Origin of the sequence: Fontibacillus phaseoli (assembly GCF_003337355.1) — a bacterium.
GTDB lineage: Bacteria > Bacillota > Bacilli > Paenibacillales > Paenibacillaceae > Fontibacillus > Fontibacillus phaseoli.
This window is the reverse complement of the sequence record NZ_QPJW01000001.1, coordinates 1,200,673-1,224,939: the sequence shown is the minus strand read 5'-3', so window position 1 is coordinate 1,224,939 and position 24,267 is coordinate 1,200,673. Positions and strand designations below refer to the sequence as shown.

28 protein-coding genes are annotated in these 24,267 nt (G+C 48.5%); 9 read left to right on the top strand and 19 right to left on the bottom strand.

Annotation, left to right across the window (positions count from 1 at the left end):
• Nucleotides 1-83 precede the first annotated feature (83 nt).
• The 5 genes from DFP94_RS06050 to DFP94_RS06030 form a co-directional block, all read right to left on the bottom strand.
• Complete coding sequence (locus DFP94_RS06050) at nt 84-527, bottom strand: Rrf2 family transcriptional regulator (RefSeq protein WP_114495478.1); 444 nt, start codon at nt 525-527, stop codon at nt 84-86.
• Nucleotides 528-613: 86 nt separating this feature from the next.
• Entirely contained in the window at nt 614-1,393 is a 780-nt protein-coding gene (locus DFP94_RS06045) for a TIGR00266 family protein (RefSeq protein ID WP_114495477.1), read from the bottom strand.
• Nucleotides 1,394-1,453: 60 nt separating this feature from the next.
• Nucleotides 1,454-1,957: a hypothetical protein gene (locus tag DFP94_RS06040; RefSeq protein ID WP_114495476.1), complete on the bottom strand. Its 504-nt coding sequence runs from the start codon at nt 1,955-1,957 to the stop codon at nt 1,454-1,456.
• Nucleotides 1,950-2,477 (bottom strand): GNAT family N-acetyltransferase, encoded by a 528-nt coding sequence (locus DFP94_RS06035; protein ID WP_114495475.1) that lies wholly within the window; start codon nt 2,475-2,477, stop codon nt 1,950-1,952. The genes DFP94_RS06040 and DFP94_RS06035 overlap by 8 nt, the downstream gene beginning before the upstream one ends.
• A 12-nt stretch (nt 2,478-2,489) precedes the next feature.
• The gene (locus DFP94_RS06030) at nt 2,490-2,975 is read right to left on the bottom strand and encodes a cysteine hydrolase family protein (protein ID WP_114495474.1); all 486 of its coding nucleotides are present in this window, start codon (nt 2,973-2,975) and stop codon (nt 2,490-2,492) included.
• A gap of 187 nt (nt 2,976-3,162) precedes the next feature.
• Here DFP94_RS06030 and DFP94_RS06025 point away from each other — a divergent pair, with 187 nt between their 5' ends.
• Both DFP94_RS06025 and trxA read left to right on the top strand, forming a co-directional pair.
• Nucleotides 3,163-3,540: a MerR family transcriptional regulator gene (locus DFP94_RS06025; protein WP_114495473.1), complete on the top strand. Its 378-nt coding sequence runs from the start codon at nt 3,163-3,165 to the stop codon at nt 3,538-3,540.
• Nucleotides 3,537-3,857, top strand: coding sequence for a thioredoxin (gene trxA, locus DFP94_RS06020; protein ID WP_114495472.1), 321 nt, complete (start codon nt 3,537-3,539; stop codon nt 3,855-3,857). Before DFP94_RS06025 ends, trxA begins: the two co-directional genes overlap by 4 nt.
• 81 nt (nt 3,858-3,938) lie before the next feature.
• Here the strand turns inward: trxA and DFP94_RS06015 are convergent, their stop codons facing one another.
• The 4 genes from DFP94_RS06015 to DFP94_RS06000 all read right to left on the bottom strand — a co-directional run bounded on the left by DFP94_RS06015 (nt 3,939) and on the right by DFP94_RS06000 (nt 7,270).
• A complete protein-coding gene (locus DFP94_RS06015; protein WP_114495471.1) occupies nt 3,939-5,075 on the bottom strand; it encodes a zinc-dependent alcohol dehydrogenase in 1,137 nt (378 codons plus the stop codon).
• 152 nt (nt 5,076-5,227) lie between these two features.
• A complete protein-coding gene (locus DFP94_RS06010) occupies nt 5,228-5,695 on the bottom strand; it encodes a hypothetical protein (protein WP_114495470.1) in 468 nt (155 codons plus the stop codon).
• Between the two features lie 119 nt (nt 5,696-5,814).
• Nucleotides 5,815-6,894 (bottom strand): AI-2E family transporter, encoded by a 1,080-nt coding sequence (locus tag DFP94_RS06005; RefSeq protein WP_245954508.1) that lies wholly within the window; start codon nt 6,892-6,894, stop codon nt 5,815-5,817.
• 103 nt (nt 6,895-6,997) lie between these two features.
• On the bottom strand, nt 6,998-7,270 hold the full coding sequence (locus DFP94_RS06000) for a hypothetical protein (protein ID WP_245954506.1): 273 nt from the start codon (nt 7,268-7,270) through the stop codon (nt 6,998-7,000).
• Between the two features lie 160 nt (nt 7,271-7,430).
• On the opposite strand from DFP94_RS06000, the gene DFP94_RS05995 reads away from it, so the two are divergent.
• Together DFP94_RS05995 and DFP94_RS05990 are read left to right on the top strand one after the other, a co-directional pair.
• Nucleotides 7,431-8,804 carry a TrkH family potassium uptake protein gene (locus DFP94_RS05995; protein ID WP_114495467.1) on the top strand — a complete coding sequence of 458 codons (1,374 nt, stop codon included), beginning with the start codon at nt 7,431-7,433 and terminating at the stop codon, nt 8,802-8,804.
• A 66-nt stretch (nt 8,805-8,870) separates the two neighbouring features.
• On the top strand, nt 8,871-10,103 hold the full coding sequence (locus DFP94_RS05990; protein WP_114495466.1) for an aminopeptidase: 1,233 nt from the start codon (nt 8,871-8,873) through the stop codon (nt 10,101-10,103).
• An 84-nt stretch (nt 10,104-10,187) separates the two neighbouring features.
• On the opposite strand, the gene DFP94_RS05985 is transcribed toward DFP94_RS05990, so the two are convergent.
• Nucleotides 10,188-10,394, bottom strand: a complete 207-nt coding sequence (locus DFP94_RS05985) for a hypothetical protein (protein WP_114495465.1) — start codon at nt 10,392-10,394, stop codon at nt 10,188-10,190.
• A gap of 156 nt (nt 10,395-10,550) precedes the next feature.
• Between DFP94_RS05985 and DFP94_RS05980 the strand changes: the two genes are divergently transcribed.
• From DFP94_RS05980 to DFP94_RS05970, 3 genes are all read left to right on the top strand, one after another.
• Nucleotides 10,551-11,129, top strand: coding sequence for a TraR/DksA C4-type zinc finger protein (locus tag DFP94_RS05980; protein ID WP_114495464.1), 579 nt, complete (start codon nt 10,551-10,553; stop codon nt 11,127-11,129).
• A gap of 178 nt (nt 11,130-11,307) precedes the next feature.
• Nucleotides 11,308-11,916 (top strand): RNA polymerase sigma factor, encoded by a 609-nt coding sequence (locus DFP94_RS05975; RefSeq protein ID WP_114495463.1) that lies wholly within the window; start codon nt 11,308-11,310, stop codon nt 11,914-11,916.
• Nucleotides 11,867-12,727 carry a hypothetical protein gene (locus DFP94_RS05970; RefSeq protein ID WP_181873029.1) on the top strand — a complete coding sequence of 287 codons (861 nt, stop codon included), beginning with the start codon at nt 11,867-11,869 and terminating at the stop codon, nt 12,725-12,727. Before DFP94_RS05975 ends, DFP94_RS05970 begins: the two co-directional genes overlap by 50 nt.
• A gap of 49 nt (nt 12,728-12,776) precedes the next feature.
• Here DFP94_RS05970 and DFP94_RS05965 read toward each other — a convergent pair whose 3' ends face one another.
• From DFP94_RS05965 to DFP94_RS05955, 3 genes are all read right to left on the bottom strand, one after another.
• Nucleotides 12,777-14,096, bottom strand: coding sequence for a hemolysin family protein (locus tag DFP94_RS05965; protein WP_114495806.1), 1,320 nt, complete (start codon nt 14,094-14,096; stop codon nt 12,777-12,779).
• Between the two features lie 297 nt (nt 14,097-14,393).
• A complete protein-coding gene (gene gerQ, locus DFP94_RS05960) occupies nt 14,394-14,840 on the bottom strand; it encodes a spore coat protein GerQ (protein WP_114495461.1) in 447 nt (148 codons plus the stop codon).
• Between the two features lie 92 nt (nt 14,841-14,932).
• Complete coding sequence (locus DFP94_RS05955) at nt 14,933-15,355, bottom strand: cell wall hydrolase (RefSeq protein WP_114495460.1); 423 nt, start codon at nt 15,353-15,355, stop codon at nt 14,933-14,935.
• Between the two features lie 349 nt (nt 15,356-15,704).
• Here DFP94_RS05955 and DFP94_RS05950 point away from each other — a divergent pair, with 349 nt between their 5' ends.
• Nucleotides 15,705-17,030, top strand: a complete 1,326-nt coding sequence (locus tag DFP94_RS05950; protein WP_114495459.1) for an FAD-dependent oxidoreductase — start codon at nt 15,705-15,707, stop codon at nt 17,028-17,030.
• Between the two features lie 99 nt (nt 17,031-17,129).
• Here the strand turns inward: DFP94_RS05950 and DFP94_RS05945 are convergent, their stop codons facing one another.
• The 4 genes from DFP94_RS05945 to DFP94_RS05930 all read right to left on the bottom strand — a co-directional run bounded on the left by DFP94_RS05945 (nt 17,130) and on the right by DFP94_RS05930 (nt 20,436).
• Nucleotides 17,130-17,525 carry a DUF2500 domain-containing protein gene (locus tag DFP94_RS05945; RefSeq protein ID WP_114495805.1) on the bottom strand — a complete coding sequence of 132 codons (396 nt, stop codon included), beginning with the start codon at nt 17,523-17,525 and terminating at the stop codon, nt 17,130-17,132.
• A 249-nt stretch (nt 17,526-17,774) separates the two neighbouring features.
• Nucleotides 17,775-17,960, bottom strand: coding sequence for a hypothetical protein (locus DFP94_RS05940; protein WP_114495458.1), 186 nt, complete (start codon nt 17,958-17,960; stop codon nt 17,775-17,777).
• Nucleotides 17,961-18,153: 193 nt separating this feature from the next.
• On the bottom strand, nt 18,154-19,446 hold the full coding sequence (locus DFP94_RS05935) for a WD40/YVTN/BNR-like repeat-containing protein (RefSeq protein ID WP_245954503.1): 1,293 nt from the start codon (nt 19,444-19,446) through the stop codon (nt 18,154-18,156).
• Between the two features lie 66 nt (nt 19,447-19,512).
• The gene (locus DFP94_RS05930; protein WP_245954501.1) at nt 19,513-20,436 is read right to left on the bottom strand and encodes a polysaccharide deacetylase family protein; all 924 of its coding nucleotides are present in this window, start codon (nt 20,434-20,436) and stop codon (nt 19,513-19,515) included.
• A 458-nt stretch (nt 20,437-20,894) separates the two neighbouring features.
• Here DFP94_RS05930 and DFP94_RS05925 point away from each other — a divergent pair, with 458 nt between their 5' ends.
• The gene (locus DFP94_RS05925; RefSeq protein ID WP_114495456.1) at nt 20,895-21,821 is read left to right on the top strand and encodes an L-lactate dehydrogenase; all 927 of its coding nucleotides are present in this window, start codon (nt 20,895-20,897) and stop codon (nt 21,819-21,821) included.
• Nucleotides 21,822-21,875: 54 nt separating this feature from the next.
• Here DFP94_RS05925 and DFP94_RS05920 read toward each other — a convergent pair whose 3' ends face one another.
• Both DFP94_RS05920 and DFP94_RS05915 read right to left on the bottom strand, forming a co-directional pair.
• Complete coding sequence (locus tag DFP94_RS05920) at nt 21,876-22,022, bottom strand: hypothetical protein (protein ID WP_281269469.1); 147 nt, start codon at nt 22,020-22,022, stop codon at nt 21,876-21,878.
• A 22-nt stretch (nt 22,023-22,044) separates the two neighbouring features.
• Entirely contained in the window at nt 22,045-23,586 is a 1,542-nt protein-coding gene (locus DFP94_RS05915; RefSeq protein ID WP_114495803.1) for a 2-isopropylmalate synthase, read from the bottom strand.
• Between the last annotated feature and the right edge of the window lie 681 nt (nt 23,587-24,267).

Sequence of the window (24,267 nt, the reverse complement as noted above, 5' to 3'; positions counted from 1 at the left end):
TCCTCAAAAATATAAGGAAAACAAAAAATGCCCCCTAGGGAGCATTTTATAGTTCATCAGGTTAATTATATCTTCATTTGGCCTTATCCGCAGGAACCTTCGCTATCCGTCGACTGAATCGAACCGACAATTTCTTCAAGCGTTACCCTCTCCAGCGTAAGCTCCAATGCGGCTTGAGCCGATGAAAAAACCGGTTCGATCGACGCCTGAATGTTGCGTCCGACCGGACATTTCGGATTTGGTTTATCATGGATCGAAAACAATGCATCTTCTTCCACGACATGCACCGCGCGATAGATTTCAAGCAGCGTGATTTCCGACACCGGGCGTTGCAGCTTACTCCCGGCAATCCCGGACCGGACCTTTACCAGACCGGCTTTATTCAACATACCGAGGATCCGCCGGATGACCACCGGGTTCGTATTCACGCTTTCTGCAATATACTCCGAGGTATTGACGCCTTCCTTGTTCAGTTCAAGCAGGGACAAAACATGAATGGCAACGGAAAATCGCGAGCTGATCGTCATGGCTATCCCCCTTTTCCTTTTTACTGTAACTATAATAGTTACACAGAGGGTTAATGTCAATCCCTCTTAATCGTTGCTTCTTAAGCTTAACGTTCAAACAAATTCCCGAGGCCTCCAAGCAGACTGCCTTCATCTTTTCCTCCATGACGTGCAGCGGAAAGCACCTTATCCGCCAAGCGGCTGAACGGAAGCGACTGTACCCATACCTTGCCCGGGCCGCGGAGCGTGGCGAAGAATAAGCCTTCGCCGCCAAACAGCGCGGTTTTTACGCCCTTGACGAACTCGATGTTGTAATCTACCGAAGCGGTCATCGCCACGAGGCAGCCGGTATCCAAACGAATAACTTCCCCAGGGGCAAGATCCCGTTCAAGTACTAACCCGCCGGAATGCACAAAAGCGAGGCCGTCCCCTTCGATTTTTTGCATAATAAATCCTTCACCGCCAAAAAAACCGGTCCCCAGCCGACGCTGGAACTCAATTCCGACGGATACGCCTTTAGCCGCGCAAAGAAAGGAATCCTTTTGGCAAATCACTTTGCCGCCCAGCATTTGCATATCCAGCGGAATGATTTTACCGGGATAAGGAGAAGCAAACGTCACGCCCTGACGCTGATAACCGGCATTGGTGAACACGGTCATAAACAGACCTTCGCCGGTAATGAGGCGTTTTCCGGCTCCCATCAGTTTGCCCATCAGCCCCCCGCCCTGGTTGCTGCCGTCTCCAAAAATGGTCTCCATCCGAATGTCGGGATCCATCATCATGAAGCTGCCGGCTTCCGCCACAACGCTCTCCCCCTGATCAAGATGAACCTCGACGCACTGCATTTCTTCACCGATAATCCGATAATCGATTTCATGAGCATTCATTAGTTTGGCCTCCCGCTAATAATTAATTATATTAATTATGTAAAATAGTTACCGTTAGCATTAAAGTCTTTCCAGCATAATCAGCATATGATCCAGCATTTGTGGCAAGTCTGAGGCAACCTCTTCCCCAAACCTTCTATTGAATTGAACAATGATTTCGTCCAGCGGAAGAGCTTGTGTATCGCCGTAAACCGAGACGATTCTCTGGATCTGATGGATATGGCTGCCCCAAATTTCCGTAGTCAGCCTCTCAATGACCGGACACTCGTCAGCGGGATCTTTCAAATGTTTGTAAAAGACCGGCTGCATCTGGCAGCCAAGCGTGACGGAATTCAGCTCCAGAATTTCGCCCGCCAGATCCTCCGTATCGGCCCACAGCCTAAGTTCGGCCCAGGGCTCCGGTTTATCGGGCAAACTAAACTGGATCGCATAATACCGGGACATCGTCGATAACTCCACCCGGTCGGTCCTCCCGCTAATGCGAAGCAGACCGCGCAGATCCAAATCGTACACGGCGCCTTCAAGAACGACCTTCAGATTGTCAAAAACCGTAGGATCAAACATGCCGATACTCCTTTTCCAGGATAGACATGATATACAGCGAAACATATCCGTTACCGCTCTCATCACGGAAACGGTCGCGAAGCAATCCTTCCTCAACGAAACCCTCAGACTCATAAAGCCGCTTAGCTCTTGAATTGATACTTTTCACATCAAGCTGAAGCCGATGCGCCCCTGCATTATTGAAAGCCCAATCCTTCACGAGTCTCAGGGTTTCGCGTCCGTAACCTAGGCCTTTGGCAGCAATGACAAGGCGTTTCAAATCTATGCAACCGCTTTTTAACAAGATTCCTTCCAACAGCATATAGCCGACATGTTCTTTTGTTTCCTTGTTTTCGATGACTAAATGGAGATGGTCTTTCCCGAGTTTGAACTCTTCGTGCTGCTCCCGTAGCCAGGGGCTTATGAAACGCCGGTTCTCCTCATGATCCTCCAACTCAAGCACGAAATCCATGTCCGCGCCGGGACAGGTTGGCCTGATCCGCAAATGCGTCCCCTCAAGAACAAATTCCCGCTGCTTCATGCTTTCTTCTCCTTACCGCTTCAGCATGGAAGCTATCACGGAATAGGAGATGAGCGGGCGAGCCTCGACTACGGATTGAACCGCATTAGGATGCTCGCCTAATATTCCATTCTGCAATATGGCCGCGCCGAATCCTCTTTCGCGGGCTCCATTGTAGGTAAAGGTCACGCAGTGCTCCGCAGCGAAGCCGCAAACAACCACAAAATCAACGCCTTGATCAAGCAGCAACTCCTCTAAAGGAGTTTTCCAAAACGAGTTGGACCACTCTTTTTCAACTCGCAAATCGGTTTCCTGCACAACGACTTCGGGAATCAGTTCATAGCCTTCACTCTCTTTGCCGCATTCGGTGTCTTGCACGATCACGACCGGAAGACCGGCATTCCGAAATAACTCGGAGGTTGCATTAATGTACTCGCATGCCTCTTCAATTTCCCCGCGTCTCCGCGGTCCGGATACAAAACCTGTTTGCAGGTCGATAATCAATAAAGCCGGTTTCATTTGGTTCCTCCTCCATATGAATTGGCGAATTCACAACTCCTGTGCCGTCAAGCTGACCTTCATTCGCTCATTTCATTATACACGGTTCGGATGCTTGAGAAAAATAGATTGACCCTAACACTAATGTCAGGGTTTATAATGTGATTATGTTACCGAAACCGCAATAAAGGCAGGTGAAACGTAAGCTATGAAAATCGGCGAATTGTCTAAAGCTACGGGGGCCAGCATCCGCTCGCTGCGTTATTATGAGCAACAAGGATTGATTGCCTCGCGGCGAATGGATAACGGATATCGGGACTATAACAACTTATCTGTAGAGCAAGTCAAGACGATTCAGTTTTATCTCCAACTGGGGCTGACCACCGAGCAGATTTCCGGTTTTCTAAACTGCGTCATGGCTAGCAAGGAAGCGTTTTGCGAACAGATTATGCCCGTTTATGTCAGCAAGCTGAGAGAAATCGAAGAGCAAATCGCTTTGCTGTCCTCGATAAAGTCCAATTTGCAGGAAAGGATCGCCTATCTGCTGGAAGAAAATCCGAATTTAAAGGAGAGAAATGAAGCATGAGCGTAAAAAGAATAACGACACCCACGGAATTTAACCAGGAACTACTGTCTCAAGGAGTGACTCTCGTAGATTTCGATGCCCCGTGGTGCCCGCCCTGTAAAGTGCTCGGTCCCATCCTCGAACAACTTCATGAAGATTATGAGGGAAACGTCAATTTGATGAAAGTGAATGTCGATGAATCCCCTGAACTAGCGTCAACCTATGGAATTATGTCCTTACCGACCGTGATCTTCTTTCACAATGGTGAGCCCGTAGAGAAGCTGGTCGGATTAAGACCTAGAGAAGTCTATGACGGCATCATCGGGAAATATCACTGAGCATCCCGTATATTTTAATAAGAAAAACAGCCCCTTATTGGGCTGTTTTCTCTTGTTCGGGACAAACCGGAAGGATCTGCTTTAAGGCTTTAAAATCACTTTAATGCAGTTTTCTTCTTTATCGTTAAATATTTGATATGCATGCTCTCCCTGGTCGAGGGGAAGACGGTGCGTGATAATATCCGTTGGGTCAAAGCGTCCCGTCCGGATTTGCTCATACAGTTCGGGAATCAGATGGATCACCGGAGCCTGCCCGGTTTTGATATTGATGTTCCGTTCAAACAGGTCGCCAAACGGGAACAGATTATACTTCAGGCCATATACGCCGGTCACTTGAATCGTCCCCGCTTTTCGAACCACCTTGGATGCCAGGTTAAATGCGCTGAGGGAACCTCCTTGCAGCATTAAAGCGGTCTCCACTTTTTCGGCAACCGACTTTTTGGCGTCCAGACCGACACAGTCGATTACAACATCCGCGCCGCCCTGCGTAATTTCTTTCAAGTGTTCCTCCAAATTATCCGATTTCTCAAAATTAAACACCTCCGCCCCATTGCTCCGTTTGGCGTGTTCAAGGCGATAGTGTAGGTAATCCACGGCAATGACACGTTTGGCACCTTTCTGCCAGGCAAACTTTTGCGTAAGCAATCCAACCGGGCCGCAACCGAGGACGATGACCGTATCCCCGGCCTTTACGCCTCCATTGATGACGCTCCAATATGCGGTCGGTACAATGTCGGACAGAAACAACAGTTTCTCGTCCTCCATTTCCGCATTCTCCGGAATGACGAAAGGCACGAAATTACCAAAAGGAACCCGAAGCAGTTCCGCCTGACCCCCTGCATAATCGCCATATCGGGTGGAATAGCCGAAATATCCACCGGTATCCCGGTTATCGTTGGCATTGTCGCATTGGCTCTCCAACTGATGCTTGCAAAAATAACATTCACCGCACGCCACATTGAACGGGATGATTACACGATCCCCTTTCTTTACCCGGGTCACCTCGGGCCCGACCTCTTCCACAATCCCCATCGGCTCGTGACCAATTACGTAATCGTCGTACATCCCGGGAATTTCTCCGTTATAAATATGCAGATCGGAACCGCAAACGGCCGTCGAAGTGACGCGTACGACGATGTCGTCTTTTTTTTCCAGTTTGGCATCTTTCACGTCTTTAACGCGGATACTCTTCTTTCCTTGATAAGTAACTGCTTTCATGACATCGCTCCCTTCATTCATGTTCATTTTGCGTAAGTGGACAGCAAACTATGATTCATTAAGCGAAGGCATCTTCTTCCGACCATCAATACAAAATTAAGAAAGGCTTCCCGCGTATTTACGCAGGAAGCCTTTTGACATTAATAACTTGCTTATTCGTATACCGTCATGCCTCTGACTTGCTTAGCCAATTCAATGTATGGCCCATCGGCCAGATTGTTGAACGCCAGATGCGTAGCTCTCAAACTAAGCAGCTTGTCGCCAGGGTTCACGCCGAATTCCGCCCATGTTTGCAGCGGCAGTTGAATGTAGTGATTACTGCCTAGATACGTCCAGCAAAACACTCGTTCTTTGAAGGAAATCGTTTCTCCCTCCGGAATCGAGAAGCTTCGCAACTGCGGTAAGCTTGCGAACACCTTGGCGAGCGGAGAATTATCGATCAGCTCCTTGCACACGACGCTGAATCCTTTGGCGGTATTGCGCCCTGACATCAAAATGACTTTCGAATCGGTCCGGATATGATATTCCTGCAGGGCTTGATCCGGCAGGTAAAAGGATCCATCGGGAAGTATCTTGCTCCAAGCATAAAAGTACTTCCCGTTTTTGGCGGTTACTGCCATTTCATATCATCCCCCGAGAATTTTTGATAACCATTTTATTAGGTTAATCATCTCGCAAGGAGTGGAACTGGTGATATGATATTCGTCACCAAATGATTTGGAAATGGAAATATTTTGGATTACGTATTCAGTTCCTCTACCTTCTCGGACAAATAGATTTGATACACGCGAACCACGAATATTTTCACCATCATATACACCGGAATCGCCAAAATCATTCCTAAAATTCCGACGAAGTCACCGGCGATCAACAACAACACGATGGTGGTCAACGGATGTATATTAATCGTTTTTCCATAGATGTAAGGCGAAATCAGATTTCCTTCGACTTGTTGTGCGATGACTACAATAATGATAACCCATACCACCATGGAAGGAGATTCGGTAAAAGCGACGATCACGCAAGGAATCGCTCCAAGCAGCGAACCGAAATACGGAATGAAGTTGAATAGTGCTCCGACAATAGCCAGCAATAACGGGTATGGCAACCCGATCAGCCAAAAGCCGAGGAAGCACATTACGGCAAGCACCACGGCGCTGATCATTCTTCCCGCAATGAATCCTTTCAGCATCGTATCGATGTCATGAACGACATGTTCGCCTTCCCGCCGAAAACGCTTAGGTACCATGCGCACCAGTGAAGGCGTTACCCGGTGATCTTCCTTGAGCATGTAATACAGCATGATCGGTACCGTACCGACGACAATAAAGAAGTCGTTCAGGAAACTGAATATATGGGAAATATAACCCGTTGCGCTCTGGATTCCCGCATTCACGTACTCCGTGATTTTGTCCATCAGTTGGGTATCCTTGTTGTCGAACATCGAAAAATAACGATTGTTCTTGATTTCATTCATTTGGCTTTGCAAGCCGTCGATCAATTTAGGCACGTTGTTGATGAACTCGGTAATCTGTCTCTGAAGCGGTGGCCATACCACCATCAGAAATATGGTGACAACGCCTGCAAACAACAGGTATATGAACAAAATAGACAGCACCCTGCTCATCTTTTTATCTTCCAGAAATTGTACGATCGGCCGCAGCAAATAATACAAAAACCCGGAGATCGTTAATGGAACGATCAGTATCTTGATCAGCGTCACCAGTGGATTAAAAATAAAATGAACCTTGTGAATCAAAAAAATGATAGTGAGGATCATGATGACTCCAAGACACCTTCTGTAAAAAGGTTTTTCCATCAATGACGCTTCCCCCTTTCTTTGCATTATGTAATGTTATTACCCATCCTGGCCATCTCGACTGAGGCTAAGTAATGATGTTGGTGCCCGGCCCGGGCCAACCTTATTCCGATTCCGGGAGCTTGCTCATAGCAGCATCCAGCAATTCGTCAAACTGGTCATCGTCCTGCTCGACCATTTCGTCCACTTTGACAAATTCCGCTTCAAGCCCGGACTCATGGGCATAATTTAAACTATAGTCCCACTCCTTGCCCTTTTTACTGAAAAACGTAATTTCATAAGCGGCCTTATGACCTTCTACTTCAAATATGGTTTTACCCAAAAAAGCCCCTTCTTCATCCTTATGCATGTCCGCTTGCACAATGTTCAGCTTCATGACTGCCCTGACTCCTTTTTCTGTAATTTCTCGTCAAATATCGATCAAATCCGATGTTTCTACTATAATAAGATGATTGAGGAACATTATTGTCATCCTTATTGAAATATCCTACCATGTTTTACGTCAATAGCAAGATCATGTATGAGGTGAAAACACATTGTTTAAAAAGCGCAGCAAGAACAAAAAGAAAATAAAAATCCATCCTTTGACTCCGGCCAAAACATTGTCTTACGGCTTCGGTCTCATCATTATTTTGGGTACCTTCCTGCTGTCTCTGGGTCCGGCTTCCGCAGACGGAAAGCCGATGAAATTGATCGACGCCTTCTTTATGGCAACTTCCGCCACCTGCGTAACCGGGTTGGCCGTGGTCGATACGGGAAATCATTTTTCCCTGTTCGGGGAAATCGTGATTCTCGCGCTGACCCAGATTGGCGGCCTCGGATTCATGACCTTCGGCACGCTGATTGCACTCGCGTTTAACCGGCGGATTTCACTACGGGACAGACTCTTGCTGCAAGAAGCCATGAATCATAACTCTATGGAAGGACTGCTTACGCTGATCCGGCGGGTTATTACTTACGCACTAGTAATTGAAGGCACAGGAGCGCTGCTTCTGGCTGCAAGATGGACGGTGGACATGCCCTGGCATCAAGCGCTCTATTTTGGCGTCTTCCACAGCGTTTCGATTTTTAACAATGCCGGCTTCGATTTGTTCGGATCGATCCACGGCAAGTTTAGCGGCCTTGCGGAATATGCCGGTGATCCGTTCGTCAATATCGTCGTTATGATTCTGATCGTGTTGGGGGGAATCGGATTTATCGTCATTTCCGACTTGCTGCATTACTCCCGTACCCGGAAGTTGTCCCTGCATACTAAAGTGGTCCTGAGTATGTCCGCATTCCTTATCTTAGGCGGCGCGCTAATGATGTTTGCCCTTGAATCGAACAACCCCGAAACCCTGAAGCCGCTTGGCTGGGGAGATCGGGCCATGAGTTCGTTCTTTCATTCGATCAGTTCCAGATCAGGCGGCGTTACTACGCTAAGTATGGCCGACATGGAACTCTCTACTCAATTCTTGTTCATCTTGCTTATGTTTATCGGGGCTGCCCCAGGATCCACGGGGGGCGGGATCAAAGTAACCGTGTTCGCCATCCTGCTGGGCGCCATGTATGCAATGATCCGGGGCCGCGAGGATATTGTCTTCTTCCGCAGACGGCTGTCCAAAGGATCGATTATGCGGGCGATTACCCAGACCTGGCTGGCGCTGTTCCTCGTCATCTTCACGGCGATGATCATGTCCGTCATTGAAGACAGGGAGTTCCTCCTCCTGTTGTTTGAAACCACTTCGGCTTTCGCCACGGCTGGACTTAGCCTTGACTTGACCCCGCGGCTAACGGACATAAGCAAAGCCGTTCTATGTATAGTCATGTTCCTGGGAAGAGTTGGTCCCGTGACCTTGGCCTATGCATTGGCTCCGAAATCGGAAAAAGAATTATTCAAATATCCTGAGGGAAAAATAACCATTGGTTAATTGGATAGAATATCTAATTCGTAGTATGATATATCAATAACCATTTTTCTATCTGGAGGAACGAATATGTCTGATTTTCAAGAGAAGCTGCAGAAATATGCGGAATTGGCCGTCAAAATAGGTGCCAATGTACAGCCAGGACAAAACCTGATCGTGGTCGCTACCGTAGATTCGGCTGAACTCGTACGATTAATTGTAAAAAAAGCCTATGAAGCAGGAGCAAGATTCGTCAAAGTAAACTGGAGCGACGACACTGTCACCCGGCTTCGTTATGAGCTGGCAGCGGATGAATCCTTCCTGGACGATCCGAAATGGTATGCGGGAGAAATGCTCGAATACGTGGAGAACGGCGCAGCCGTACTGCATGTCATCTCTTCGGATCCGGACTTGCTGACCGGCGTCGATCCGGAGCGGATCACCAACCATCAAAAAACTTATGGCAAGGCTATGAGTAAATACCGCGAGATGCAGATGTCCGACAAATTCAGTTGGTCGATCGTTGCCGTTCCTTCGAAGACCTGGGCGGCTAAAGTGTTCCCTGACGTTCCGGAAGCTCAGCAAGTGGATGCATTATGGGAAGCGATTTTCCGGACCGTACGAATCGATCAGCCCGATCCGATCGCCGCTTGGCGGGAGCATATTGCCAATCTGACCGAAAAGTCGGAATACCTGAATTCCAAACGATACAAAAAGCTTCATTATGTCGCGCCTGGAACGGATTTAACGATCGAACTGCCGAAGGGGCATCTGTGGGTCGCCGCAGAGAGCATCAACGCTCAAGGCAATACGTTCCTGGCGAATCTTCCGACGGAAGAAGTGTTCACCGCCCCGCTCAAAACCGGCGTCAACGGCACCGTGTCCAGCACAAAACCGTTAAGCTATAACGGGAACATCATCGACCGGTTCAAGCTGACGTTTGAAAACGGCCGAATCGTGGGCTACGCTGCGGAAGTCGGAGAAGCAACCCTCAAGCAGCTCGTCGAGCTGGACGAAGGCTCGCACTATTTGGGCGAGGTCGCCCTCGTGCCGCACGGCTCCCCGATTTCACAGTCGGGAATCTTGTTCTATAACACGCTGTTTGACGAAAATGCATCCAATCATTTGGCGATCGGCAATGCTTATGCCTTTAACCTGGAAGGCGGCAAGTCGATGAACAGCGAAGAATTGAAGCAGCATGGACTCAACGCAAGCTTCGCCCATGAAGACTTTATGGTCGGCTCGGCGGAGATGGACATTTTCGGCATCACGGAAGACGGCAAAGAAGAGCAAATTTTCTCTAAAGGCAACTGGGCGTTCTAAGCAGTTTAATTGAACTTCTGCGCTAAGTATAATTACCACCCCGCCGGGAATCTACGGCGGGGTGGTTTTTCTTAAGAGGCTAATTTACGAGGACAGGTCCAGCAGGCCTACCAGCAGCAAAGCGATCACCAGGATAGAGCCGCCATAAATGAGCGTCAGTTTGACGAGATTCTTTTTTGTCCGCTGGTCATAATCCGGGTTACCTGTACGATTCTCCTTGGAATTTCCGATGATTAACGTGCCGACCGCGGCAATGACCACGAGCGCAATGATCACGACATACAGCCACATTTCATTATCCCCCCCTTGTGCGAGTTTGACTCGTTTGACTACCTTACCCCCATTGTAAGATAAAGCTGCCGTTGCGTCACCCTCCTTCATTCCCGGGTAAAACATAAATAGGCTGGATCACAGGACATGGCCTTATTTTTAGAGGAGGGAAAGTTCATGAGCCATCTGACTAAAACACAGCTTCAGCATTTGAATGAATCTCTTCAGGAAGAAAAGCAAGAGCTCGAAAATCATTTTAACACGGAGCCGTCCGCTTCCCCTTCCAAGGAGTCGCTTCGGGTATCCACAGGAGAATTATCCACCTATGACAATCATCCGGCCGACGTCGGAACGGAAACCTTTGAGCGTAGCCGCGATATGGCGGTTGACGATAATTTGGCAAGGAACCTTGAGGAAATTAACCGGGCCTTGGACCGGATCAAGGATGCCAGCTATGGAACCTGCTCCGTCTGCGGGAATGAAATCCCATATGAGCGTCTTGAAACGGTTCCTTATACCGAGTTTTGTGTGGAGCATACCCCCGGACGGAATGTCGGCGACTACAGGCCTGTTGAAGAAAATCTGATCACTCCCCCTCCAAAAGGAGCAGGAGAAAACAGACAGCGTGACGCCGGAAAATTCGACGACTCGAACGCATGGCATTCGCTGGCGCAATACGGTAATTCCGATTCCCCAGCCCTGGCCGCCAAACGAAATGTCAAAGATTACGATTCCTTATCGGTGGATGAAGACTAGTACCCCGCTTACTCCAAATGGGATTTTATCCTCGGTTCAAAGGCACTCTTTAGGAGAAAACTGCCTTTGAACCTTTTTTCTTTGGAAAAACATTCCTTTCGAGTCCGCGTTATAGTAAAATCGAGGTATTGGTTTTTTTATAGATTGACTTGCCTTAACGGCTAGAGAGGGGAGTACCATGCCGGAACGGTTGGAATGGCTGCTCGGAGCCGACTTTGATAATTTGTCAGTCAGCATTCAAGAAGAAGTCTATTATGCTTTTTATGATCTTGTATATGGGACCATCTTCTATCTCGTGAAAGATCATCAGGCTGCCGAGGATATAATTCAAGAGTCATTTATCAAAGTTGTAACGAAGAAGCCATATTTCGAAAATGAATGCGTTATGAAATCATGGCTAAAAACCGTGGCGCGGAATACGACCATTAATTATTTTAGAAAAAATAAAAAATTCCGTAACCACTTGGACATAGAGCGTGTTTATATGGATATAGATCCTATTAGTCCTAATGTCCCATCCGTTGAACAAACGGTCGAAGCCAAAATGATGGAGGAAGCGATCCACGCTCATTTGAGCAAGCTGAAACCGGAATACCGCCAATTGATCGAATTGCGCTGGAAGCAGGGGTTAAGCTATAAAGAAATAGCCGAGCGGCTGAATCTCTGCGAGAATATCGTCAGACAGCGGCTTTTTCGTACCCGGGAAGGAATCAAGAAAATGCTGTACAGAGAGTGGGGTGGCGAATATCAAAAACGAGAAGATGGAAAATCAAGAGTATCCCGCTGAGTTTGAGTCCTTGTTTAATGATGCCTTTCAAAAAGCGATCGACACCCTACCTACCTATTCTGAAGCAGAACGCCGCAAATCCTGGGAACGGATTCAAAAGAAATTGAACCGGCGCAGAAACTTCGGCAAACGACGACGCCACGCCAAGCTGTTCGGTATTGTGGCCGCCTCTATGATTCTGGGAGCCGTCATGTTCAGTCCTCCTTTAGTAACCAAAGCGATCTCCCCCATTTTTCAGGAACTCAAAAACCTGGGCAGCGGGATGTCACAAATCGTATTCGGTAATGTTCAGCAGCAGGCTGATTCTTCCAAAGCCAAGACGACGCCACCGCCGGACGGATTTACGGAAGAAGAACTCCAGGAAATGAGTAAATCGGTGCATCTCGTCGACTCGGGAACTTATTCCTATGTTAAGATGAACATGGATGAAGCCAGGGATACGTTGGCGTTCTCCCTCCCCCGGATCAGTTATATTCCGGACCGGTTCACCTTGCATTCGCTGGAGGTTGTCATTCCGGCGGGTACGTCCGATGATCCGAATTCATTCGGGAAGAGCGCGCATTTGCTCTACATCTCGCAGAATAACCAATCGCTTAGACTGATTTTCGATTTGTTGATGACTAACGAGGTTCTTTCCACCATAAGCAATGAAAACACGGAAGAAGTTGAGATAAATAACGGCAGCATTGCTTATATCAGCACCGGAAACGTAACGGAAATTAACATGATGCTGGGTAATGTCTACTTTAACGCTTTCGGCGATGTCGACAAAGAAGAAATGCTCGCGATCGCCAACGGATTGAATCAATAAGAAACGGCGGGCAGTCCTTATAGGGCTGCCCGCCGTTTCTTCATGTATGTTATGCGCCTGCTTCCTCGATCGGAATATACTGCTGCTTAAGCAGCTTGACGCGCGAAATTCTCTTGTTGTCGGTTTCCTCCACCAAATAAATGTAACCTTCGTATTCCACGGTTTGGCCGATTTGCGGCGGAAGGATTTCAATCCTGGAGTACAACCAGCCACCGATCGTGTCGTAATCCTCGGAATCCAGCTCGAAACCGAACCGGTCGTTGATCGATTCGATCAGCATCAGGCCGTCTATGGAAAAGACATCTTCATCCAATTGCTCAATGCCGGGCCGCTCCTCATCAAATTCATCCTGAATTTCTCCGACGATTTCTTCGACGATATCTTCCAGCGTAACCATCCCGGAAGTGCCTCCGTATTCATCGATAAGGATGGCGATTTGCGTTTTACCGCGCTGCATGCGTTTCATGAGATCGCTGATCTGAATCGATTCGGGCACAGCCATAATCGGGCGCAGCAAATCGCGATAATCCTGGGTATTCGAGCGGATTAAGTCTTTAATATGAATAAATCCGATAATATGGTCCTTATCGATGTTGCAGACAGGATAACGTGTACGCGTGCCATCCAACGCAATCGTCAGATTTTCATCCAGCGTATTTTGCGTATACAAGCAAATCATTTCCGTCCGGGGAATCATGATTTCCCTGGCAGTCGTTTCGGCAAATTCGAAAATATTGTCGACGAGCGACATTTCCGCACTATCGATCAGTCCGCTCTCCGTGCTCTCCTTCATCATCACCCGGATTTCTTCCTCGGTATGCAGCGAATCTAACTCCGAAACGGGAGCGATCCCGAACAATCTCAGCAATCCGGAAGACAGGCGATTCAGCATCCAGATGAAAGGAAACATCAGCTTGTAGAAAAAACGCATAGGACGAGCCGAAATAAGCGTGATTTGCTCCGCTTTACGCACGGCGATCGTTTTGGGGGCAAGTTCCCCGAGAACAATATGCAGTACGGCAATCAGTAAAAAGGAAACCAGCAGCGATACGATATTCACAGGTTTTTCACTAAAACCAGCAAGTTCAAATAACGGGCTAAGCATCCGGGCCACCACCGGTTCGCCAAGCCATCCAAGGCCCAGGGAACAAAGCGTGATTCCCACCTGACAAGCGGATAAGTATCCGTCAAGGTGATTTAATAAGCTTCTCACAATAACGGCGTTTTTACGTCCTTCTTCGACCAAAGCATCAATCCGGCCGCTTCTGATTTTTACGATTGCAAATTCCGCAGATACGAAAAATCCGTTAAGCAGGACCAATAACAACATCAGTCCAATTGAAAAAAGACTCGGTAAAGGGTCAGTCAATACGTTTCCTATTCCCGCCATCCGTGCGGTGAATAGGTGCACCTCCTTCGCGGTTTGAAATGATATTGATGTTTAAAATCGGCATATATCGTCAACTTCCCAATGGATTCATCTCCCCTGCTTTGAACATTTAAAACCGGTTACAATAAACTAAATGAATTACTATTAATTATATAATTATACACTACACAGTCAAACCCCGGTGTATGCCATGGAAACAGGCTTAATGCCGCGCTATTTTTTGCGATGACGCAAAGAGGACCTCCCCAGAGGAGGTCCAAAGGCTATAAGCATGGTTTATCTCCGGGTCGTCGGCGGGTTGCCGATCGTTCCGGGATATTGATAAACAAGCGGCTGATCGAACGTGGCGTAATCCAGGTTTACCATCAACAAGATCGTACGCATTCCCGTATTCGGGTCGCTGATAATGATGTGATCCCGGCCGGCGGCTTCGAGCACCCCTTTAAAAATTTTCGCATTCCATTGGGAATTGTTCTCGTAAGTCATATAGAACGTACCGACTTTCCCCAAGTTTAAGCGTAGAATATTCTCAATGTAGGATTGCTCGTAAGTAGGGATTTGTACGGGCATTACGGTTCCGGACGGCGTCATCGGGCTGCCGCTGGGCACTTGCGGCGGCTGATAACCGGCAGGGCCGGTTCCTGTTCCCGCTGCGGATGGATATGCACCGGTAGGGTTTCCTCCGATTTTGTAAGTCACCGGCCGATAAGGTTGATTAAACATGGAAATGATTCCTCCTCAAATGTTCTTGCTCATGGTTTGATCCCTTGCATGTAATGAAAAATCCCAAAGACGAGCCTTGCCGTCGTTTCAAGTCAATATACAGCCGGGCAGTTTTCGGCGGTCGGGGCGAAGAAGCAATGCGCCTTGAATCTGCCGGTGTTCGACTGGTTATACCAGGTCCCCGGGCAAGCGCCAGCCGGTCTGAAGAACCAGAGCGCGTTGGATGCGGGCCTTATTTTTTCTCCGTTAATGACACGCTGGGCCAGCCTGATATCCCGGTCGCGGGCTTTTTGATAAAAATAGCCCTTTTGCGTGGCCTCGAATCCTCCTGGCGATTGAAATACCATATCGTTCATGCTGCGTATATTTCGAAAGTCCAGGCATCCCCCGAGAATCCGGTTAACCCCGACGTTACCGACCATCAGCATCCCTTGTTCGCCTTCTCCCTCGGCTTCCGCCCGCATGAGCCTTCCGAGGAGCTTTACATCCTCAGAATTGGTTTTGATCACAGCCAAATCCCGTTTCCCCCTTTCCTCACTTCTCAACGCTATATCCTATGTGCGGATGCCTATCATGGTGCAAATGCCTAACAAAATAACTTGCCATGCGGCTAATGCGGCAAAAGTCCCAGCGGCTTCATTGTGAAGGACTTAAGGTGACGGCTAAATTAGAAGAGCGCTAGCCTGTCAAGGAAAAAATTACTTACCATCCATGAATGCGATTACAATTTTGAATATTTAGTGTCCGTTTCTATGGACGCGCTTACATGAATAGCATATACTGATAGAAGAATACGGTTTTGCACAATTGGATTTCTATCCTAAAGAAACTTTTTTCATTCAAAACCTTTTAGGAGGTTCTCTCATGAAAATCGCAATCATTGGTGGCGGTCTGGCCGGTTTGACGGCTGCCGCATATTTGTCCGACAGTCCGGACACCGAAGGCACGGTGTTCGAACGCAGTCCGCAGTTGGGCGGACGTGCATTTACCTATGAAAAATCCGGCTTTACGTTAAATTACGGCGCCCATGCGGTTTACGGCATCGACAGACACACACTGCAGCACATGGAAGAAGAGTTACAGCTCAAATTCCAAAGCAAACAAGTGGATAAGCGGAAAGTCGTATATGCCAAGCACGGCAATTTGACGCCCGCTCCCCTCGATTTCGTCAACATCATGAAGACCGACGTGTTAACCACGCTGGAAAAAGTGAGATTTGTGGCGGAAATCGCCGCGGTGATGGGGAACATCCATCACTTGAAGCGCTACCGGACGTTAGGAGAATATTTGGACCAATCCAATGCCGCTCCGGACGTCAAGGAATTATGGGAGCACTTGGTCAGTTCCAATTTTTTCATCACTCCTGAGGATGCCCGCAAAGTTTCCGGTGAAGTCATCGCAGAGTATTATCATAATTTGTTCCTTTCCTCTAAACCGGTCAACTACATTCTTGGCAGCTGGGCGACGATCACGGATCAACTTGTGCAAAAAATCGGCGGGAATGAGAAGTGGGATATCGCGGTTAAAGAACCGGTGGAATCGATCGTCATGGACAACGGCAAATTTATTCTGAACACCAAAGCCCGCGAAGCGTTGGAATTTGATCAGGTTATTTTTGCAATGCCGGTACAGCAAGTCTCAAAATTACTGGAATCTTCTCCTTGGGCAAGGCCGCTCGATCCTTATAAAGACAATAGTTGTACCGAAGTGCTGGTATACGACGTCGGATTCTCGAAAGTGGTAGCCCGCCCTTTCCATTACATCAGCGATATGGATAACAAGGTATTTATCAGCGATGTCTCGGCGACGGATTATACGGTAGTGCCGGTTGGCGGTCAACTTCTTCAAGGCATCGCTTATCTGAATGACGATTTCAGTGATGAGGACCAGAAGAAGCAATACCTGGAGAGCAAAACACAGCAAATGGAAGCATTGTTCGACACCTACTATCCGGACTGGCGCGAACATACGGCTGTGAAGCGGATTTCCAAAAAAGCCATGGTATCCAGCGTGAAGAACATCCATTCCAACAAACTGCTTCCGAACAAATTGCAAGGTGTCCCGTTCCACTTTTGCGGCGATGGTTGTGAAGGCAAAGGTGAACTCGCCGAGCGGGCTTTCTCCAGCGGCAGGGCAGCCGCACAAATGCTGCTGAGCGAAAAGGTGAGAACCAAAGCGTTGGCGCATTAGCATTAATGCATGAGAATAGGCGAGCGGCAGTTAATCAAATTGAAACAAAAAGAGCTGTCCGTCGGACAGCTCTTCATTATTTGATCAGCAAAGGTCATTCTAATAGTGACGATACTCTTGAAGCGCAGCATGATAAGTTTTGCTAAGCCGCTCGAATCCGAAATACCGGCTTCCTTGAAAAGTCAGCTTCCCTTCATCTCCTTCCGAGCATTGACCGTATTCCTGTCCGCTCACCAGGAATTCCATCCGGTCCCCACTCTCCACCTCAAACGTCAAATAATATTTGCTGTCCGAACGGTTAATGGAGAGCTCCGTATCATGCCTATGGGTCACTTCCGTCCGTTTGGAGACAATGACGGACGAAACGATAAGCACCGGCTGCCGGTTGTTCGACAGATGCCTTTTTAAGCCGCCAGCCGCTGTTAGAACGATGATACCGAGAATGACGACGATGAAGATCGGGAAAGCCGTATTCATCACCCCGAACATTTCCATCCAAGATTGCACGCTTCTCCCTCCTTATCTGGCGCCGGCCAATGCAGCAGCCTGCTCGCCCTCTCCTTCTCTCCTATGTATATGCCGTCCAATACAAAACTTGTTATTCCGGCACTTATGAAAATATGCCACCCTTGTCCGATTATTTTGTTATTCTGTCTGCCAAGCCTGCTAAAGAAAAAGTCAACAAAAAAACCTTCGGTTCCTGGGCCAAGAACCGAAGGTTATTTGGAAGAAGAGGTTAATGAATTAAGCATAATAGAATTGCAGAAATTCACGAGTTTCATCCGCACCGTCAGCTTGTTGTTCACACAGACCATTTTCCGCCCAGCAAGCTTGGCAAGTCTCCTCGGTTGTGCACAGATGGGCGTCTTCGCAAGTATAGCAGAATTGGAGGAAGTTACGGGTAATTGTTTCTTGGTTAGCTGTTTTCATTTTGACTCACTCCTATAATTTTAATTAAAATCTTGTCTTTCGGTGTCTTTCATTTTCTGTTTCCTTCTTACAAGTTAAATATATCACAAAGTCTGAACAGTGCACGTGATAATTTTCACAAATTAATGAACATCACAATTTTAGGTTTTTTCTTTCCTATTTTGCTTTGAGCAGAAAAAATTGGCGCTACCGGTTAAAGTACGCGCCAACTGATTCCGCCGTCCTGCGTTTGCATGAGCAAGGACCGCTTTTTGTCACTCTTTTCAACAAGCAGCCAGCCTGTCTTGGAGGAATAAAACTGGATTTTAACCACAACAGGATAATCGTCAAGTACTTCGTTCAGCTTCTTGCTCTCCGGGAGCAAGGTCCAGCTATTGCCCTGATCCAGCGTATGATATAAGCCGGACCCCTGAAGGGACCAACCTTCCTTGGTATTAATAAACGTAGTTGTCATGTTCCCGTGGGAACCGGCTTGCCATGGCAAGCCAAAAGGAGCCAGGGTCCAGCTTTTTCCGGCAGAGGCAGTAAAGTAGCCGTTGTACTTTAGCGCATTCTCCCTTCCGCATCCGAAAGAGATCCATCCCGTGTTACCGCTATTAAAAAAGCTTGGCTCTCCCACTGTGAAACGTTCGCAGGTAGTGAATTTATCTTGCTCGAAAAACCGGTTGCTCTTCACCCAATGCCTGCCTCCGCTTTTAGTCACATACAATGCGGGAAGCCCGGCTTCAACCATCGTGATATATCCGTTTTTATCATCCGTAAACACCATTCCAACAGGATCCCCCAGCTTCGGAAGCGTTTGATCCACGACCGAAGTATCCGTTGGAAGAATCGGCGTACTCATTATTTTTTCCCAGGTTGCTCCACTGTTTGTCGTTTTGTATAACGCTTTTGCTTCACTGCTGTCCGGTCCCTGGCCCTTCGTCAGTATCCATCCTAGGCTCTGATCCAAAAAGTAAATAGAAGCAACATCATCCGCCTCCGGCAGCGATGTCATTTTCCAGGTTGCTCCACCGTCTCCGGTCCGAAGGACAATAGCTTCACCCGAACCGAGCGAATCGCGAACGATCCAGCCATGGTCCGTATCCACGAAGTACAAATCCTTGCCGTATTGCGGATTATTCGGAAATTGGACCGACGCGGCCGGCGAAATGTTGATCCACGTCTTTCCGTTATCCTGGGTCACGTAGAGTCGCAATTCGCTTCGGGTTGAGCCCCAGGCTAGCCCCTTGGAAGCGCTCAACAGCCGAAAATCGGTAAGCCTTGTTTGGATCTGATATTCCTTCCCTTCTTCCGTGGATGGAGGGTTCGAGGAATTGCTCAAGGATGATTCAGGATTGATGACAGTCAGCGTCTGTCCTTCTTCCTGCATTTCTTCTTCCTGACTGACAGAACTATTTTGGGCCGGCGGTTGCTGCGAAGAACAAGCAGTCAGCAGCAGACAGGCCGCAATAGCGTATCCGGCTGCTTTGTGCCACCATCTCACCAGGAAACCACCTCTCCTTCAAAAATCTCGCGGGTGCATTAATTATAGCATAGGCAGAATGGTAGATTACAAACGCTCGTCTTTTGCAAAGTTTACGGGGAAATGCTGATCCGGTTTATAGACGGCGAAAGAGTATCCCTTTTTCTTCAAATATTTGATGATTCCCGGCAGGGCCTGTACGGTCTGGGATTTTTCATGCATGAGAATCACTTCGGTATCCCGATGAACTTGACGCTTGATTTCCTGAATAATTCGTTCCGGCTTGCCCGGATAGTTCCAATCCTTAGAATCGACGGTCCAGTCCCACATTTTAAATTTGGCGGCTGCGATATCGTTGAGGAATTTGTTGTTGATTTCCGGTTTGCTGCCGTACGGCGCCCGGATCAGCCACGGGGTGGTCCCGGTTATTTTTTGGATAATCTCCTGCTCCTGTTTAAACTCTTTGATGAACCTGGCCGAACCGGAGCTTCTGTACAACTTTTTCTTGTCATGGGTCATGCTGTGAAGGCCAATGTAATTCCCGTTTTCCGCTGCCGTCTTTATCGCTTTTTCGTTGCCGGAAACCTGGTTTCCGATCATGAAAAAGGTACCATGGATTCCATTCTTATTTAAAATACTTACAATTTGATCCGTATATTTGCCCGGTCCGTCATCAAATGTGAGATAAATGACTTTTTGAGCTGTCTTTTTCTCCGTTTTCGCGCCAGTCTTCTCTTCTTTGCCTTCCTTTGGATTGGCCGGCGGAGGGGATTGAGTCGTATCCGCGTCGTTTGCATTTACCTGCGGTTGATCTTTAGCCTCCGCACTCTCTGTAGAAGTTAGCGGTGCTTTATCTTCGGTTAGCGATTCCGGTTCGGCGGAACCTGCGAATTTGGGGGTTACCGCTACTGCCGAGCCGTGACTCGCCGAATTGCCGTGCCATATATTGTTCGCGGCAAAAGCGGACATAACCAGTGATGCGGAAGATAACACTAATGCTATGATGACCATGGACTTCATCCTGCGGGATGATCTCTTATCTCTGTTTCGTTTTGTTTGCTGAAGCTGTTGCTCCTCTTCCATTCGTTGTATGTAAGACATTTAAATCACCATGGTCCTCTCTCTATTGATATTACTAGAATAATATAAAAAGAGGCCCGGCGTCCTTACAGAATGGTTACATCCACGGTTACAAAGTTCTCATATTCCTTTTTAGTTGACATAATTATTTTTATGTATAGTAAAACTTCAATATATTTACTATTAATTTTAAATATATGATTTTTCCATGTTTTACTTTAAATTTTTGGTGTTTCATGTACAATGTAGGGAGTAATAAGTACATATCCGCTAATTTCACAAAAAGCGGATTCTTCACTTTCCCTACGGAGGCTTTCCGGGCTGATTAAGGGAACTTATTCTGCGCATCCTATAGGTTGGAAAACAAGAATCAAGGAGATGATGAAATCATGAAAACTCAATTGCGTTCCAGTAGAGTAGTTATTATTGGAACCGGTGCGGTGGGCTCGACAACCGCCTACACATTGCTGCTTCGCGAGCGGGTGTCCGAACTCGTTCTGATCGACGCCAACAAAGATAAAGCGCTTGGCGAAGCACTGGATATGAACCACGGCCTGCCTTTTACCGGCGGCGTTAAGCTCTGGGCCGGAGATTACAGCGATTGTGCGGATGCCGACATCATCGTCATCGCGGCCGGGGCTTCCCAGCGTCCGGGCGAAACCAGAATCGATCTGCTGAAGCGAAATGCCGGCATTTTCGACAGCATCATTCAAAACATCGTTAAATATAACGATCACGGCATTATTCTGGTAGCTACAAACCCGGTGGATATTTTAACCTATGTATCTCTCAAGAAGAGCGGCTTCCCTTCAAACCGGGTAATCGGTTCGGGTACCCTGCTTGATAGTGCCCGCTTCCGCTATCTGATCGGGCAAAATAAAGGAATTAATCCGCGCAGCATTCACGCGCATATCGTCGGCGAACACGGGGACTCCGAGCTGCCGCTTTGGAGCCTTGCCAACGTCGCCGGGATTGGGCTTGAATTCTCTGATCAGGACCGGGAAGATATTTTCGACAGCACGAAAAATGCCGCTTATGAAATCATCAACGCAAAAGGCGCTACTTCCTATGCCATCGCTCTCGCTTTGGACCGGATTATCGTGTCCATTCTGCAAGATGAAGGCTCCGTGTTGAACGTATCTACCCTCTTGAACGATTATAACGGCGTTTCCGATGTTTACCTCGGCGTGCCAAGCATCGTCGACCGTACGGGCGTACGCCAGGTTCTGGACCTCGAACTGAGCGATCAGGAACTGATCCAGTTCCAAAATTCGGCGAACAAGCTGAAATCGGAAATCGCCAATTTGGAATTATAAAATAATAACAGCCGTTCCCTCTCATTCGGGAACGGCTGTATTTTCATCTTACGGTTAATACTTGATCCGTTCTACGGACAACAGGTACATCTTCTGGAATTCCGCCTGCTCGGCTGCCCATCCCCTGGCCTGTCGCCCAGCGGCCTTGGCGATGACGTTCGTGATCGACCCCGTCCCGCACCCTACTTCCAGCACCTCCATGCCCGGAACTAGCATTTCTGCATTAATAAATGACGATATTTCCTTCCCGTTCGCGTTCCCGACGCCCAGCCATGCGGTTCATGGCATCGATATACGCCTTGGCGCTGGCTTCGATGATATCGGTACTAACACCGCGTCCGGATACTGTAACTTCATCCTGTTTCAACACGACATGGACTTCGCCTTGGGCGTCCGTACCTTGCGTAACGGAGTGGATCGAATAATCTTCCAGTTCTGCCCGGGAACCTGTGGCCTTGGCCAAGGCCTGATACACGGCATCCACTGAGCCGTTCCCGACCGAGGCTTCATCGGTGACGGTTCCATCCTGCTTGATAATCCGTACGGAGGCGGTCGGCAGGGATCTGTTTCCGTAAGAAACATGAATGCTGTCCAGCACGTAAGGCTTCGGCCCGGTCGCCATGTTCTCTTCAAGCAGCGCACGGGTATCCTCGGCGAGCACGTTTTTCTTTCGGTCTGCGAGTTCCTTAAATTTGGCGAAAGCGATGTTGAGCTGTTCTTCATCCACCGTGTATCCAAGGTCCGTCAGCTTTTCCTTGAAGGCATGACGCCCGGAGTGTTTGCCCAGCACCAGCTTGCTGGAGCTCGCTCCAATCGTTTCCGGCGTGATAATTTCGTAGGTGCTGCGGTTCTTCAGCATCCCGTCCTGGTGAATGCCGGATTCATGCGCAAAAGCATTGGCGCCGACGATGGCCTTATTCCCCGGTACGCTCATCCCCGTCATTTTGCTGACCATCCGGCTCGTTTGGTAAATCTCGCCCAATTGCAATGCCGTTTTGGCTCCGTAAAAATCGCTTCTGGTCTCCAAAGCCAATGCTACCTCTTCGATGCATGTATTGCCGGCACGTTCACCGATGCCGTTGATCGTACCTTCGAACTGATCCACGCCGTTCGCGATTGCTGCCAGCGTATTGGCCGTAGCCATTCCAAGATCGTCGTGGCAGTGCGTGCTGAGCTGGATTTTTTCGATTCCCGGAACGTTTGCCTTAATCGTTCTGAACATCGCTCCGAACTGTTCCGGCGTAGCAAAGCCTACCGTATCCGGCAAGTTGACGACCGTGGCCCCGGCACGGATCGCCATCGCCGTCATCTCGCACAGAAAATCGATCTCAGTCCGGCTGGCATCCTCGGCAGAAAATTCGATTTTGTCAAAAAATTTCCGGCCATAGCGGATAGCGGCTTCCGCCGTCTCCATCACTTTGGCTTTATCCATACGCAGCTTGTATTCGCGGTGAATCGGCGAAGTGGCCAATACCAGATGCAAGCAAGGATCTTCCGCGTCCTTCAAGGCTTCGACGGCCGCATCGATATCCTTGGTGTGACAACGGGCCAAACTAAGCAGCGTGGCGTTCTTTACATGCTTCGCCACCTCGCGAATGCTTTGCAGATCCCCGGGCGAAGTAGCCGCAAAGCCGGCTTCGATACGGTCGATACCAAGCCGCTCCAGTTGAAGGGCAATCGCCACCTTCTCTTCCATGGTCAGGCTGACGCCCGGTGATTGTTCCCCGTCCCGCAAAGTTGTGTCAAATACATAAATTTTCCGCATAATGAATCCCGCCTTCTTTAATTTTTGGATAAACAAAAAACCTCTTTCGCTCCTGCTCCAAGCCAAAAGGCTGCAGCAGGGGCGAAAGAGGTTGCTTTCACGGTACCACCCTGATTTACCGCCGGCTTCACAATCGGCGGTCTCCATAGGAACCGATGAGGTAAGGTACGGTTCCTTGTACGGTAACGAGTACAAACCGGCGCTCCTTAATCCGCCAACAGCCATATCATCCTGCGGCAATTCGGGAACGCAGCTCCAAGGCGAGTCGGCACCGGGATTAAGACGGCGATTTCAGCTTGCTCGCCGTTCTCTGGACATAAGAGCCCGTTTGGCCTGCTCCTCTTCACTGCTTCTTACTGTATCCATATTAACAAACATACACCTAAAAACCCCTCTCATCCCGCACGCCAAACGGCGTGCTATAGGGACGAAAGGGGTTATCTTCCGTGGTACCACCCAGGTTCACCGCGTCATTTCCATGCCGCGGCCTCATTGTCAAACGGACCTGATCCGCTTGACGCGCACGTTAACGGGTGCTAAATCGGTCGCCCTTATTCCTGACTTCAGAAATCGGGACAACGGCTCCAAGGCGAGTCGGCACTCGGGGTTAAGACGGCGATTTCAGCTAGTTCGCCGCTCTCTGGACATAAGAGCCCGGTATGGCCTGCTCCTCTTCACTGC

Excerpts from the sequence above, each read along its gene's own strand:
- DFP94_RS05930 (WP_245954501.1), bottom strand. The coding sequence starts at position 20,436 with ATGGTCATCATAGCATTAGTGTTATCTTCCGCATCACTGGTTATGTCC.
- DFP94_RS05980 (WP_114495464.1), top strand. The coding sequence starts at position 10,551 with ATGAGCCATCTGACTAAAACACAGCTTCAGCATTTGAATGAATCTCTT.
- DFP94_RS06040 (WP_114495476.1), bottom strand. The coding sequence starts at position 1,957 with ATGTTTGATCCTACGGTTTTTGACAATCTGAAGGTCGTTCTTGAAGGC.
- DFP94_RS06025 (WP_114495473.1), top strand. The coding sequence starts at position 3,163 with ATGAAAATCGGCGAATTGTCTAAAGCTACGGGGGCCAGCATCCGCTCG.
- DFP94_RS05925 (WP_114495456.1), top strand. The coding sequence starts at position 20,895 with ATGAAAACTCAATTGCGTTCCAGTAGAGTAGTTATTATTGGAACCGGT.
- trxA (WP_114495472.1), top strand. The coding sequence starts at position 3,537 with ATGAGCGTAAAAAGAATAACGACACCCACGGAATTTAACCAGGAACTA.
- DFP94_RS06050 (WP_114495478.1), bottom strand. The coding sequence starts at position 527 with ATGACGATCAGCTCGCGATTTTCCGTTGCCATTCATGTTTTGTCCCTG.
- DFP94_RS05945 (WP_114495805.1), bottom strand. The coding sequence starts at position 17,525 with ATGGAAATGTTCGGGGTGATGAATACGGCTTTCCCGATCTTCATCGTC.
- DFP94_RS05950 (WP_114495459.1), top strand. The coding sequence starts at position 15,705 with ATGAAAATCGCAATCATTGGTGGCGGTCTGGCCGGTTTGACGGCTGCC.
- DFP94_RS06010 (WP_114495470.1), bottom strand. The coding sequence starts at position 5,695 with ATGGCAGTAACCGCCAAAAACGGGAAGTACTTTTATGCTTGGAGCAAG.
- DFP94_RS06000 (WP_245954506.1), bottom strand. The coding sequence starts at position 7,270 with ATGAAGCTGAACATTGTGCAAGCGGACATGCATAAGGATGAAGAAGGG.
- DFP94_RS05915 (WP_114495803.1), bottom strand. The coding sequence starts at position 23,586 with ATGCGGAAAATTTATGTATTTGACACAACTTTGCGGGACGGGGAACAA.
- DFP94_RS05990 (WP_114495466.1), top strand. The coding sequence starts at position 8,871 with ATGTCTGATTTTCAAGAGAAGCTGCAGAAATATGCGGAATTGGCCGTC.
- DFP94_RS06015 (WP_114495471.1), bottom strand. The coding sequence starts at position 5,075 with ATGAAAGCAGTTACTTATCAAGGAAAGAAGAGTATCCGCGTTAAAGAC.
- DFP94_RS06045 (WP_114495477.1), bottom strand. The coding sequence starts at position 1,393 with ATGAATGCTCATGAAATCGATTATCGGATTATCGGTGAAGAAATGCAG.
- DFP94_RS05975 (WP_114495463.1), top strand. The coding sequence starts at position 11,308 with ATGCCGGAACGGTTGGAATGGCTGCTCGGAGCCGACTTTGATAATTTG.
- DFP94_RS06035 (WP_114495475.1), bottom strand. The coding sequence starts at position 2,477 with ATGAAGCAGCGGGAATTTGTTCTTGAGGGGACGCATTTGCGGATCAGG.
- DFP94_RS05940 (WP_114495458.1), bottom strand. The coding sequence starts at position 17,960 with ATGAAAACAGCTAACCAAGAAACAATTACCCGTAACTTCCTCCAATTC.
- gerQ (WP_114495461.1), bottom strand. The coding sequence starts at position 14,840 with ATGTTTAATCAACCTTATCGGCCGGTGACTTACAAAATCGGAGGAAAC.
- DFP94_RS05920 (WP_281269469.1), bottom strand. The coding sequence starts at position 22,022 with ATGGAGGTGCTGGAAGTAGGGTGCGGGACGGGGTCGATCACGAACGTC.
- DFP94_RS05985 (WP_114495465.1), bottom strand. The coding sequence starts at position 10,394 with ATGTGGCTGTATGTCGTGATCATTGCGCTCGTGGTCATTGCCGCGGTC.
- DFP94_RS06030 (WP_114495474.1), bottom strand. The coding sequence starts at position 2,975 with ATGAAACCGGCTTTATTGATTATCGACCTGCAAACAGGTTTTGTATCC.
- DFP94_RS06005 (WP_245954508.1), bottom strand. The coding sequence starts at position 6,894 with ATGGAAAAACCTTTTTACAGAAGGTGTCTTGGAGTCATCATGATCCTC.